General features: G+C 44.1%; 9 protein-coding genes. 5 read left to right on the plus strand and 4 right to left on the minus strand.

Features of this window, described 5'->3' with window-relative positions; all coding sequences use genetic code 11:
- Positions 1–58: 58 nt before the first annotated feature.
- Both BLS23_RS05900 and BLS23_RS05905 read right to left on the minus strand, forming a co-directional pair.
- Entirely contained in the window at positions 59–1,003 is a 945-nt protein-coding gene (locus BLS23_RS05900) for a nuclease-related domain-containing protein (protein WP_167356019.1), read from the minus strand.
- 99 nt (positions 1,004–1,102) lie between these two features.
- The gene (locus BLS23_RS05905; protein ID WP_089651615.1) at positions 1,103–2,269 is read right to left on the minus strand and encodes an iron-containing alcohol dehydrogenase; all 1,167 of its coding nucleotides are present in this window, start codon (positions 2,267–2,269) and stop codon (positions 1,103–1,105) included.
- 265 nt (positions 2,270–2,534) lie between these two features.
- Between BLS23_RS05905 and BLS23_RS05910 the strand changes: the two genes are divergently transcribed.
- The 3 genes from BLS23_RS05910 to BLS23_RS05920 all read left to right on the plus strand — a co-directional run bounded on the left by BLS23_RS05910 (position 2,535) and on the right by BLS23_RS05920 (position 5,683).
- The gene (locus BLS23_RS05910; protein ID WP_089651616.1) at positions 2,535–3,362 is read left to right on the plus strand and encodes an alpha/beta fold hydrolase; all 828 of its coding nucleotides are present in this window, start codon (positions 2,535–2,537) and stop codon (positions 3,360–3,362) included.
- A 154-nt stretch (positions 3,363–3,516) separates the two neighbouring features.
- Positions 3,517–4,932: a hypothetical protein gene (locus BLS23_RS05915; RefSeq protein WP_089651617.1), complete on the plus strand. Its 1,416-nt coding sequence runs from the start codon at positions 3,517–3,519 to the stop codon at positions 4,930–4,932.
- A gap of 304 nt (positions 4,933–5,236) precedes the next feature.
- The gene (locus BLS23_RS05920) at positions 5,237–5,683 is read left to right on the plus strand and encodes a staygreen family protein (RefSeq protein ID WP_089651618.1); all 447 of its coding nucleotides are present in this window, start codon (positions 5,237–5,239) and stop codon (positions 5,681–5,683) included.
- Positions 5,684–5,808: 125 nt separating this feature from the next.
- On the opposite strand, the gene rlmD is transcribed toward BLS23_RS05920, so the two are convergent.
- Positions 5,809–7,269 (minus strand): 23S rRNA (uracil(1939)-C(5))-methyltransferase RlmD, encoded by a 1,461-nt coding sequence (gene rlmD, locus BLS23_RS05925; RefSeq protein ID WP_089651619.1) that lies wholly within the window; start codon positions 7,267–7,269, stop codon positions 5,809–5,811.
- A gap of 418 nt (positions 7,270–7,687) precedes the next feature.
- On the opposite strand from rlmD, the gene BLS23_RS05930 reads away from it, so the two are divergent.
- Complete coding sequence (locus BLS23_RS05930; RefSeq protein WP_089651620.1) at positions 7,688–8,506, plus strand: pyruvate, water dikinase regulatory protein; 819 nt, start codon at positions 7,688–7,690, stop codon at positions 8,504–8,506.
- A complete protein-coding gene (gene ppdK / locus BLS23_RS05935) occupies positions 8,506–11,181 on the plus strand; it encodes a pyruvate, phosphate dikinase (RefSeq protein WP_089651621.1) in 2,676 nt (891 codons plus the stop codon). The genes BLS23_RS05930 and ppdK overlap by 1 nt, the downstream gene beginning before the upstream one ends.
- A 184-nt stretch (positions 11,182–11,365) precedes the next feature.
- On the opposite strand, the gene betA is transcribed toward ppdK, so the two are convergent.
- Positions 11,366–13,072 (minus strand): choline dehydrogenase, encoded by a 1,707-nt coding sequence (gene betA / locus BLS23_RS05940; RefSeq protein ID WP_089651669.1) that lies wholly within the window; start codon positions 13,070–13,072, stop codon positions 11,366–11,368.
- Positions 13,073–13,162 lie beyond the last annotated feature (90 nt).

A 13,162-nucleotide genomic window follows, 5' to 3' on the forward strand; every position in this document is an offset into this window, starting at 1 on the left:
TCCCTTTGGTGCGACTTGCTCTCTCTTTGGCGCCACGGAGGCTTTATTAAAAAGTTTTTCACTCCAATAGGAATCTCGCTTTTTTAGTAGAACCTCTTCTCTCCTTACAATAAGCGCTTAATAGTCGATAAACCACATGTCTTGAACTGATCCTTAAAAAGTCTCGAGCTTCTTTATTACTAATGATTTTCGCTACCAGCACAGCATATTCTCTCAATGCTTGTTCATGGGCATAGAGAGATATATGAAAACAAACAGGACATGCCCATTTCATTTTTGTTCTTTTCATCGAATACTTTCCACACGCCGGGCATCTGACTCCTTTTTGCAGATCAGAATAATTCAAATTGTAGCGACTCATGTAGTCAGGGATATACTCCTTGTGGGCATCAACCAGAGCTTGTCCGATCCGGGAGAGTTCTTCCTTTCCAAACATCCTCTTGGGATAAAAACCTTTTTTCTTTTCGATGGTATCAACCAAACTAGTAGCCCGTATGACTTTTTCATAGATACTAGAATCTGAGGAGTCAAATTCCAACGTGCACCGTCGGTTTGTGAAGACGACCAGGAAGTCGATGGGCATACGGGTTCCCAGGTGGTTATACAACCACTCGTCTAATAAATACTTTTGCCGTTCGGCCTGCTCTACAGGATCCTGGAATCCTTCCGTGTCACGACGCATCTCTCTTTTTTCGCGATGGATAGAAATCTGACCGATCATATTTTTAGCTTCAAGGATCAGGATGAATGAAGGGAATAAGATAACGGTGTCGATTTGGAAAAAGTGGCGCCCGTCATTTAGGCGCAGGTTGTGAAGGATGTAATGAGGGCCTTTCAAATAATCGAGGTGAAAATCAAGGGATTGTTCGCCGCTCCAACCGGCTTGTTTTGCGGAGAGGATTTCCTCTAATTGAGGTATTTTCGTGTGGTGAGGTTTAATTCGATGAAGCAGCATTTCCAGATGAGCAATATCAGGTGGGATGATGCGGGGTTTGATGATCATAAGTCCGCTCCTTTCCATTCTATTAAAATGGATGCCCATATATTTGTCCAGAAAAAAGAGATCAATCCAATGGTGGATTGATCTCTATAAATCTTCTAATTAAAAATCAACTTCCTGCCCGTAATAAGCGGCGACAAAGAGTTTTTTCATTTCTTCCACAGACGTTTCACGTGGGTTTGTTCCTGTACATGGATCTTCTACCGCATTTTCTGCCATCTTATCAACGTGCTCATTAAAGAGCTCTTCGGATACCCCGAATTCCTGCAGTGTATTTGGTACTTCCATTTCACGATTTAACTCACGGACCCACTCAATGAGAGCGTCTACGAATTCTTGATCATTTTGACCTTCTAAACCAATTCTTTTCGCCAATGCAGCAAAGCGATCTTCTACTACACTACGGTTGAATTGGATGACATACGGAAGATAAATCGCATTGGCACAACCGTGCGGTACTCCGAATGTCGGTCCACTCTTATGCGCTAAGCTGTGTACGTTACCTAATACAGCATTAGAGAAGGCCATACCAGCCATTGCCTGGGCATAGTGGACTTTTTCACGGCTATCCTTATCTCCTTTGTATGAAGAAAGAAGGTTTTCCCTCAGGATCTCAGCCGCTTCTTTGGCAAGAGCATCTGTAAATGTTGTTCGTGGTTTAGCTACATAGGCTTCAATGCTGTGGGTTACAGCATCCATTCCGCTGTAAGCTGTCACACGTTTCGGCATGGATTCAACCATAACAGGGTCGATGATGGCTAAATCCGGCGTTAGTTCAAAGCTTGCCAGTGGATATTTTACACCTGTTTCTGAGTCGGTAATTACAGAAAGGTTGGAGATCTCCGATGCTGTACCACTTGTTGTTGGAATACCGATGAATTTCGCTTTAGTACGAAGTTCAGGCAGCTCAAATGGTTTGGTCGCATCTTCGAAACTAAGATTCGGATGTTCATAGAACAACCAGAAGGCTTTGGCAGCATCCATCGGGGAACCGCCCCCGATCCCAATAATCCAATCCGGTTCAAAGTCCTTCACCGTCTCCAGGTGTTCTTGCACAAGGTCTGTGGAAGGTTCTTCTTTGATCCCTTCAATAAGCTTTGTCTCTACATTCGCTTCTGCCAGGTTATTCTCAATCGTTTCAAGGTTGCCATTTTCTTTGACAGAACCTCCACCGATCACCAGCAAGGCTTTTTTTCCTTCTAAAGATTTCAATATATCAAGAGCATTTTCACTGAAATAAATATCGCGTGGTATTGTAAAACGGTTCATGTAATCTCCTCCTATATATTCGGGCTACATTGGGGGATATTGCCGCTCTACTCTTTCATCAAACAATTTGGTAGGCTCAGCAACTACATTTAGTCATTTATACCTGCAAATCTAGTATGAAAGTATGGAGGGATGACTTCTTAAAACATTATAAAAATGCCACTTTCCAAACCTCCTGCAGAAGAAATAGATCCTCAATTCTTTGAATAAGATTAAAAGAGGGTTTTAAATCTTATTCGAGGAAGAGGAACTCAGGGGGTAGGTCATGAAATTGAAAGAAGCTTATATTGAAGTAGAACCAGGTATTGAATTATTCGTTCAAGAAGCTGGATCGGGAGAACCTTTAGTGTTTATCCCAGGCTTTACATTCACGACGGAAGTCTTCTCTGAACAAATCCGTTACTTTTCAAAAACTCACCGAACGATTGTCATTGATCCTAGAAGTCACGGGCGATCAACCCTGACGGTGCACGGAAATGATTACGTCACGCACGGGGGAGATTTACAAAAAGTGCTCCATGCTTTAAAGGTTAAGAATGCAACACTTGTCGGCTGGTCATTCGGGTGCCTGACCGCCTGGGAGTATATTCGTCAGTTTGGCACGGAAGGAATCAAATCACTGGTTTTCATTGACATGCCGCCGAAATCCCTCTCTCTGAAGCAGGATACAGATTGGGTGGAAGGGCCGCTGGATGATTTAGCTGCCGCCTATACAAACTACCTCAGGCATCCAAAGGGACAGAGGGAATTTATTACAGCCTATGCATCCGGAGTGATGGTCCAGCGAAAATTAACGGAGAAAGAATTGTCGTGGGTTGTCGAGCAATCCCTTCGCACGCCATACTATATAGCGGCCAACTTATTTTCTTCAGGACTCTTCGCTGATTACCGGGAAGAAGCCTCAAAAAGCAGTGAAACTACACCGACATTGTATGTGGTCGCTGAACATTGGGCTCAAACAGCGATTCCCTATTTAGAAAAACTTGCTCCGAAAGCGTCTGTGAAAGCTCTTGGAGGTCACCTTATGTTCTGGGAACATGGAGAGAAATTTAATAAGATCGTGGAAGGATTCTTAAAAGGATCTCTGGATTGATATAAAAAAAGCAAAAGGAATCGTGAAGCGACCACGATTCCTTTTGCTTTTTTAACTTCTCACCTTCCACATCAGGGGGCACAAAACGAGCGATTGAATTTCGCTTATGGTACGATATGTAAGGTACATTTCAATAAAGAACGGAGCATTTACAATGGTACAAATCGCAAAGCGAGGGTATACCTTTTTTATCAGTCTATATGTCCTCATGCATTTTATCGTATATTTCATAGGTGGAGAAATGCTCTCCACCACTCTTTCCTTATTCGGTTTAGCGGCCTTTGTACTCGGATACTTCTTCTTGCCGGTGAAACAGGCAGCGATCTCCCTTCTGCTGTTGATTATTGCCCTGATTGTTCACATCTCGGCTGGCACTTCACTCATAGAAGGTACTGTATCTGGGTTCACAGTGATGAGTGGACTGATTGCGCTCTTATTGATTGTTCCTACAATCAGTTGGGTTCTGGAAGAAAAGCCCTATATCGAATCAGTCATCAATTTCGCTCAGAATCTGCTTAATACTAGCCGGAAGTTCTATTTTGGAATGATGGTAATCACCCAAATCATTTCTTACTTCTTACTATTCGGATCAATCCCTATGGTCTATAGCATGATCAACGACTTCTTAAGCAATCAAAAAGGAGAGGCGTGGGAGAATTATAAAGGAACGGCCCTCTTGCGTGCTTTCTCTTTAACGACGATGTGGGTCGTCAGTATCCCAAGCTTTATTTTTGCCGTCGATGCGCTTGGTGCATCATTAGGCTTATCGATTTTACAAGGATTTTTTATTTCATTCGCAGGTATCTTATTATCTGTCCTGTTCTCCTATTATCAGGAACGTCATTATGGCGTAGACCTTACGGCAGGAATCCAGGAACAGCTTGAGAAGATCACCGAACAAAAGAAACAGGATACAAAAGGGAACCAGGATGCACTCGAATTCGGCATACTTTTTGTAACGTTATTCGGTTCCATTTTTCTTTTCAACGCATTTTGGGACGTTCAGCTTCTGCTCATTATCCCGATCGTAATCGTGGCCTGGGTCATCCTTTACTTCATCATTCGTAAGAGAAGCAGCGCAATTACGGAGAATGGGAAGACCTATGTAGCGAAAAGCATCCCTAACAAAGCCCAGCAGTTCTCGATTCTACTGGCAGCTGGATTTTTAATCAATGCGGTGAACCAGTCAGGATATGGTGAGTATATAATAGACGGTCTCTTTTACATTACAGACGCCGTACCATTCTTGAACTTCTTATGGGTACTCCCATTTGTGGTGATCATTTTAGGGTTCATAGGACTCGGCCCCTTGACGGTCATCGTACTCGTTTCAGGAATTTTGCAAGGGGTCGAACTTCCCTATCCACCTGAGATCGTTGTACTAGGAATTACTTCAGGAAGCGTGATTTCGATCATGTTATCTCCTCTGATTTTACCATCGATCATCTTGAGTTCTGTGAACAAGTTGAGCATCATTAAGAACGGACTGATGTTCAATTATAAATATGCCATTGCCTTTTATGTCATGGTCCAAATCTATCTCCAGCTGTTTGTTCTGTTTTTCTTATAAGATAAAAAAATCAAAACCTACGAAAAAGTTGAGCATCCTATTATGGCTCAACTTTTTCTTTTTTCCAGGCTACCTTACTGAAACATAAAAAGAACGTTCACTTCCATAAAAAAGAAATGGCAGATGGGTTCTTCGCATATGATTTAAAACGGTCGTTCGGGTTCATATGCGCTTTGAACTCTACACTCAAGAGGGAATTCATGAACATGAATAAAGGTTAGTAAACGGAATTCATGACAGCACAATTAATAAGGATTGCCCCCGTTTACCGGTCATATGAATGTCTTTTATAAGGAGGTTTCCTTTGAAAAGGCTTAATCCAGATAAACTTTTCGTTGAGTTCAGGCATGGTGTTACAAAAACCGCTCCCCTGTTAGGACGCAGGTACACATTGACCCACTCAGACATAACAGCAGAGCTTTTTCTTACGCTGGGATTGTCGTATGCCTATGACAAGATTACCCCAATGAGAGATGAAGTACTTGCTGAATGGAGGATAGAAAACGGTTGCCCCTACCTCTTTGTCTATGTTTATGTGGATGGACAGTATGGGTCTAACCAATCCGCTCTTCGCAATACTATTTTCAGGTGGGAACTCCCCTTAGCCCTTGAAGCCATCAGGTATGGAGACCGATATTATGTTGAATTTTATCCTGAATTGGATCATGCTCCCATTTTCATTCGTTTTGATTCCACAGATCCCCGTTACAATCGATATGAGTACTGGGGTACCCCAAAGGATTACAGGTAGATTCGATATAGGTTATCTGCCCAAGTCATGCAAATATAGAAAAAGGTTCATCCACTGCTCTGGATGAACCTTTTTCTAGTTAAGTTGATTGTGATACGTGCCACAACCTTGTATTTAAGTAGTGACTACCTTTTCAACACTAACTTCGCCACGGATTCCACATGATACGTCTGTGGAAACATATCCACCGGCTGGATCCCTTCAACCTCATAACCGTTCTTGACCAAGTACTTCATGTCCCGCGCCTGCGTTTCAGGGTTACAGGAAACATACACGACACGCTTCGGCTTAAGTTTCACCACACTTGATAAAAACGCTTCGTCGCTCCCGCTTCTCGGTGGATCCATAATCACGACATCCGCTTTCTCCCCGCGTGCAGCCATATCGACCATGAATTCGCCAGCGTCGCCTTGATAGAACCGTGCATTGGTCACGCCATTGCGCTTGGAATTACGGATGGCATCCCGTACGGCGTCCTTATTCACCTCTACGCCGATGACTTTCCCAGCTTTGCGGCTGGCCACGAGCCCGATCGTGCCAATCCCGCAGTACGCATCGATCACAGTCTCGTTTCCACTGAGCTCGGCCATTTCAATCGCTTTTCCGTACAACTTTTCTGTCTGGACCGGATTGATTTGATAGAATGACTTTGCCGAAATCTCAAATTCAAGCCCGCACAACGTGTCGGTAATGGTTCCTTTCCCGAACAATACTTTTTCCTGTTCGCCGAGAACAACACTCGTATCCCGTTTATTCACATTCAATAGCATGGTCGTAATATCTGGATGAGCTTTCCTCAGGGCCTTCACAAAATTGTTTTTCCCTTTGAACTCAGAGGAGGCTGCGACCAGCACGACCATGATCTCTCCACTGACTTTGCCGACTTTGATTAACACATGCCGTAAAAAGCCGCGTCCCGTGTCTTCGTCATACGGCTGCATTTTTGAGTTCTTGAGATAGTCCTTGATGGTATCGATGATTTCATCTGCCTTAGGGTCATGGATAAGACAACGATCCATCGGGATGATTTCGTGCGTATGCTGCGCATACAACCCGCCAATGACCTGACGCTTGTGATTCAAACCGAAGGTATTATGGTTCTTATTCCTGTAATCATACGGATGGTCCATCGTGAAAATAGGATCCGGTTTTCCGAATGGCTTCATCAAGTGATCAATCGTTTCCTGCTTGAAACGCGCTTGTGCATCGTTGCTCATGTGCTGAAGTTGACAACCCCCGCACTCGTAATAATACGGGCAAGGTGGATCGACGCGTTCTTCTTCTGAAATGAGCACATTCTTCAACTCTGCGTCCAAAAACCGGCCCTTTTGAATGATGTTTACCTCAGCCTTTTCCCCAGGTAACAAAAGTGGGACTTCCAACTGCTTCCCCTTCCACTCAGCGATCCCTTTTCCTTCATCGGTCAGACCTGAGCAGGTCACTTCTGCAGTTACAGGTTTTTGTCCACGTGTAGACTTACCTTTAGGTGGTGTATGTGAAGAGGATTTCTGTTTTCCATATGGCTTACCTGACCTCTTCGGTTTATTCTTCGTTTTTTTATATCCTTGGTTCTTTCGTTTACTCATAGGCACTTCCTGTCTTTTCTTGTTTGCCCCTCATTATAAACTACCCGGAGCTTACGGTAAAACTTATGAAAAATCGTCGGTACACATTGAATTCACCGTCTCTTCAAAAAAGGGGCTGACTTCCTACAGGGTTACTTTTATTATAGCCCATTCATAAAAAGATGATTATATCCTTCCGTAGTATAGCCTTGATTTCTCCCAACCTTTTAAAGTTGCTTTAAGCGTTAAACAATCTTTTTGTTGTACCGAGCCGAAAACAATGATACTATACTATTCAGTAATAGTATGTCACATTTATTCATTATCACAATATTAGTGTGACATATTAATCGGGAAGGTATGAAAAAGTAGTGAGCTGTACATACACACCAGCGATTTCATTTACTTCCTGTATGACTAATAGTGAGGGAGTTGGATTGTGACTAATCAAGAAATGGTTTATATCGTGTCAGATTCAGTCGGGGAAACAGCTGAATTAATGGTAAAAGCTGTGGTGAGTCAATTTTTTGGTCAGGATGTTGAGATCCAGCACTTTTCCTATGTGGAGGACAAGCAGGATATTAATAACGTCATCACTTTGGCGAAGTATCGTCCATCCATCATTGCCTACACCATCGTCCTGCCTGAGTTAAAGGAATACATGGACCACAGAGCTGAAGAAGAACAAATCATTGCTGTGGATTTAATGTATCCGTTGATGAATGCCTTCACTCAAAAGTTCAATAGGCAGCCCAACCGCGAACCTGGACAGATGAGAAAGTTGGATGAGAACTATTTCAAACGAGTGGAAGCCATTGAGTTTGCTGTGAAATATGATGACGGTCAGGAAGTTAGAGGATTGAAACAGGCAGACATTGTTCTCATCGGCGTGTCGAGAACCTCAAAGACTCCTCTTTCTATGTATCTAGCGAATAAACAATTCAAGGTAGCCAACGTACCTCTCATCCCGGAGGTCCCGCCTCCTGAAGAACTTTTTAAAATACCTAGGAAGAAATGCATTGGATTAGTCATCTCACCGGAAAAATTAAATGACATTCGTAAAGAACGATTAAAAAGGCTGGGACTAACAAATTCAGCCAGTTATGCCTCATTGAATAGGATCTTTGAAGAATTGACGTGTGCAGAAGACACTATGAAGAAGATTGGATGTCCAGTGATTGATGTCTCCAATAAGGCGATTGAAGAGACAGCCGATATCATTCTGGCCATGTTTAATAAAAGGGGGAGCTTTGCCTAATGGAAAACAATTTTGTATTCATGTTTGATCAATCTGAAAGTGGTATGAAGGAACTTCTGGGTGGAAAAGGTGCGAACTTAGCGGAAATGACAAGAATCGGTTTACCAGTACCTTATGGTTTTACGATTACGACAGCAGCCTGTAACGCCTATTATGATGCAGAAAAAGTCATATCACCAGAAGTCGAATCCCAAGTATTACAATCCCTTCAAGTCCTTGAAGAGAAAACAGATAAAAAATTAGGGAATCCAACCAATCCACTTCTCGTTTCTGTACGCTCAGGTGCCGTACATTCCATGCCAGGTATGATGGATACCGTTTTGAACCTTGGAATGAATGATGAAACGGTTAAAGGAATGGCGGAACTTACGAATAACGCTCGCTTTGCCTATGATTCCTATCGCCGGTTCATTCAAATGTTCGGAAATGTTGTCCTGGATATAGAAAACTACTTTTTTGAACAACAGTTGGAAGAAATCCGCGAAGAAAAAGGATACCAATCCGATACAGAACTCACAGCCGAAGATTGGAAAGAAGTGATAGAAGCGTTCAAATCGATTGTGCTCAAAAATACGAAGCGGAGCTTTCCTCAGGATCCAAAAGAACAGCTTTTCCTTACGATCCAAGCCGTGTTTGACTCATGGAATAACAAACGGGCCATCCTGTATCGCCGCCTTCATCAAATTCCGGGCCACCTTGGTACAGCTGTCAACATTCAGAGCATGGTTTTCGGAAATATGGGAGAGGATTCCGGCACGGGGGTTGCTTTCACACGCAACCCATCCACCGGTGAGTCTAAGCTTTATGGAGAATATCTGATTAATGCCCAAGGAGAAGATGTCGTCGCAGGAATTCGAACGCCTCAGCCGATTGCGACGCTCAAGGATGAAATGCCGGATGTCTATCAACAATTGGTGAATACCTGCCAGTTATTAGAAGACCATTACAAAGATATGCAGGACATCGAATTTACAGTAGAACGCGGAAAGCTGTTCATTCTTCAAACGCGGACAGGGAAACGAACCGCCCAGGCAGCCATCCGGATCGCTGTTGAAATGGTAAAAGAAAAAATTATGGATCAACGTGAAGCCCTTTTACGTGTCGATCCCGATCAGCTCAATCAACTGCTCCACCACCGCATCGACCCTGAATACAAGAGAGAAAAATTAGCAGCAGGTTTACCCGCTTCCCCTGGGGCAGCCACAGGCCAAGTCGTTTTTGATGCTGATGAAGCCGATAAGCTTTCCAAGGAAGGAAAAAAGGTCATCCTTGTTCGTCCCGAAACGACTCCTGATGACATCCATGGAATCGTCGCTGCTCAAGCTACGGTTACGAGCCGAGGCGGAATGACAAGCCATGCCGCCGTGGTAGCTAGAGGGATGGGGAAAGCATGCATATGCGGTTGTGACTCTCTTAAAATTCATTTAGACTCCAAACAGTTTGCCGTAGGGGATACGACTGTGAACCAGGGAGAGATCATTACGATTGACGGCTCGACAGGAGAAATCTTCCTCGGTGAAATCCCAATGATTGAACCGGAACTTTCCGATGAATTCCAATTGCTGCTTCGCTGGGCAGATGAAGAAAGAAAGATCGGAGTACGAGCGAATGCTGATAATCCAACAGATGCTGCGAAAGCCTTGGAATTTGGAGCCGGCGGCATTGGGCTTTGCCGTACCGAACATATGTTTATGGATGCCTCTCGCATTCCTACGGTTCAAAGCATGATTTTATCTGAAACAACAACGGAACGGAAGGAGTCACTCGATCAACTCCTGCCCATGCAGCAACAGGATTTCGAACAAATTTTTGAAACGATGCAGGGACACCCCATCACCATACGATTACTAGATCCTCCGCTTCATGAATTTATGCCGGACAAAGAAGAACTGCTCGTTGATGTGACAAAACTGCAAATCACTAGTCCTGACTCAAACGAGTTGCAGGAAAAACAAACCCTTTTACGAAAAGTACGATTATTAGAAGAATCGAACCCGATGTTAGGCCTTCGTGGCTGCCGCTTAGGTATGATCCATCCTGAAATTTACGAAATGCAAATCTTGGCCATTTTCCAGGCGATGTCTAACGTCATGAAAAAAGGAATCACAGTTAAACCTGAAATCATGATACCTCTGGTCAGTCATGTGAATGAACTGAAAGAAATGCGAGAGTTGGTCATCCGGATCAGCCAACACGTTCAGACGGAAACAGGCCTAGCATTCGATTACCTTATTGGTACCATGATTGAAACGCCGCGCGCGGCACTCACCGCCGATCAGATTGCTGAAGAAGCAGACTTTTTCTCTTTCGGAACCAATGATTTAACTCAAACGACGTTTGGATTTAGTCGAGACGATGCAGAAGGGAAGTTTCTCCAGCATTATGTAGATAGCGATGTACTAAAAAGAAATCCATTTGTTTCATTAGATCAGGATGGTGTCGGGAAACTTGTGGAAAATGGTGTGAAACTGGGCAAAGCAACAAATCCCGCACTGAAAACAGGGATTTGTGGAGAACATGGAGGAGAAAAAGAATCCATCCAATTCTGCTTTGACTTAGGGTTGGAATATGTAAGCTGCTCCCCTTTCCGCGTGCCATCCGCCAGGCTTGCAGCCGCGCAGTCAACCATTCGCAGTGAACGGAAGAAGTCCCGAAAAGAACCACAGTACAGTTAATTGAGCGATGCTACTTCTGTACAAAAAGCGTTCCATCCAAACAACGGATGGAACGTTTTTTTCAAGAATGTTCCTTATGAAAGCCCATCAAGATTATTAAAAACAACAAAAAAGAGAAGGCTCTCCTTCATCCATGTACGCTTCACTAGCCATACATTTTGAAGAGACCTTCTCCATTTACGTTTTATTTTGTTACAGCTTTAGATTTGGATTTAGGAACTGTCCCTGCATCAGCTGGGTGAACACCGTGCTGGTAGTAATCAGCATCGATTGGATCCAGTGGCTTACGTCCAAGGATCAAGTCTGCTGCTTTTTCTGCCAACATTAATACAGGTGCGTGGATGTTGCCGTTTGTAACATACGGCATAGCAGACGCATCGACTACACGTACATTATCAAGTCCGTGAACCTTCATAGATTCCGGGTCTACAACAGACATTGGATCTGATTCAGGTCCCATTTTAGCTGTACAAGATGGGTGAAGAGCCGTTTCCGCATCTTCTCTTACCCATTCAAGGATTTCTTCCTCTGTTTGAACCGTAGGACCAGGTGAAATTTCGCCAGCGTTATAAGGCTTCATAGAAGGCTGGGACATAATTTCACGAGTGATATTAATCGCTTCGATCCACTCACGTTTGTCCTGTTCTGTAGAAAGGTAGTTGTAAACCATGCTTGGATGCTCTTTCGGATCTTTTGATTTAATCTTCAATGATCCGCGGGCATCAGAGTACATTGGTCCGATGTGCACTTGGAATCCGTGATCTGTCGGTGCTTTCTGCCCGTCGTAACGAACCGCTACCGGAAGGAAGTGGAACATCAAGTTCGGGTAGTCGACCTCATCATTGGAACGGACGAAACCTCCGCCTTCGAAATGGTTCGTCGCAGCTGGACCTGTACGTCCAAGCATCCACTGTAGGCCGATCCAAGGCATGCGTCGTTTCTGAAGGTTCGGCTGTTCGGAAACAGGAACCGGGCATGCGTGCTGGACGTAAACTTCAAGGTGATCCTGAAGATTTTCCCCTACACCCGGAAGATCAACGACTGGATCGATGCCAAGGGAACGAAGGTGCTTCGCATCGCCTACACCAGATAGTTGAAGCAGCTGTGGCGTGTTGATCGCACCACCGGCAAGGATGACTTCTCCCGCTTCTACTTGATGCATTTTTCCATTTCGCTTATACGTTAGTCCTTTTGCTTTTGTGCCATCAAAGTCAATGCTCGTAACAAAAGCACGTGTCTTAACAGTCAGGTTTTCACGGTCCATGACCGGGTGCAAGTAAGCACGGGATGCGGACAAACGCTGCCCTTTGTACACATGCTTATCAAACGGGCCAAACCCTTCCTGACGAAATCCGTTAACATCAGGTGTGCGATTATAACCAGCTTCTACAGCTGAATCAAAGAAGGCTTGGAATAGAGGATTTTTCGCTGGACCGCGCTCCAATTTGATTGGACCATCATGACCGCGCATATCATCATCAGGAGATGCCAATGCATTTTCCAGACGCTTGAAATATGGAAGGCAGTGAGCCCAATCCCAATTTGTCATACCTTCATCGGCACCCCAGCGTTCATAGTCCTTCGGGTTTCCGCGTTGGTAGATCATCCCGTTAATGGAACTGGAACCTCCGAGAACCTTTCCTCGTGCATGAGGGATGCGGCGTCCATTCATATATGGTTCTGGGTCGGATTCGTACTGCCAGTCATAAAGGTTTTTACCTGAAGGGAACGGAAGAGCTGCAGGCATTTGGATCAATAAATCCCAAGAATAGTCACTGCGTCCTGCTTCTAGTACAAGTACGCTTTTTTTGCCATCCTCACTTAGACGGTTTCCCATTACAGAACCTGCACTACCGCCACCAACGATTACATAATCATAAGACTCAATCATAGCCATCTAATATTCCTCCTTGATGTTTTTAGTCGGGAAGAAGGTGCAAAAAACCCTTCTTCCTTTATCTGGTTTGTTCATGAATGTTTA

It is taken from the genome of Halobacillus aidingensis (genome assembly GCF_900104185.1).
Classification (GTDB): domain Bacteria; phylum Bacillota; class Bacilli; order Bacillales; family Halobacillaceae; genus Halobacillus; species Halobacillus aidingensis.

Bases quoted from the DNA above. Each gene is read 5' to 3' on its own strand.
- BLS23_RS05915 (WP_089651617.1), top strand. From the start codon at position 3,517: ATGGTACAAATCGCAAAGCGAGGGTATACCTTTTTTATCAGTCTATAT.
- rlmD (WP_089651619.1), bottom strand. From the start codon at position 7,269: ATGAGTAAACGAAAGAACCAAGGATATAAAAAAACGAAGAATAAACCG.
- BLS23_RS05900 (WP_167356019.1), bottom strand. From the start codon at position 1,003: ATGATCATCAAACCCCGCATCATCCCACCTGATATTGCTCATCTGGAA.
- BLS23_RS05905 (WP_089651615.1), bottom strand. From the start codon at position 2,269: ATGAACCGTTTTACAATACCACGCGATATTTATTTCAGTGAAAATGCT.
- ppdK (WP_089651621.1), top strand. From the start codon at position 8,506: ATGGAAAACAATTTTGTATTCATGTTTGATCAATCTGAAAGTGGTATG.
- betA (WP_089651669.1), bottom strand. From the start codon at position 13,072: ATGATTGAGTCTTATGATTATGTAATCGTTGGTGGCGGTAGTGCAGGT.
- BLS23_RS05910 (WP_089651616.1), top strand. From the start codon at position 2,535: ATGAAATTGAAAGAAGCTTATATTGAAGTAGAACCAGGTATTGAATTA.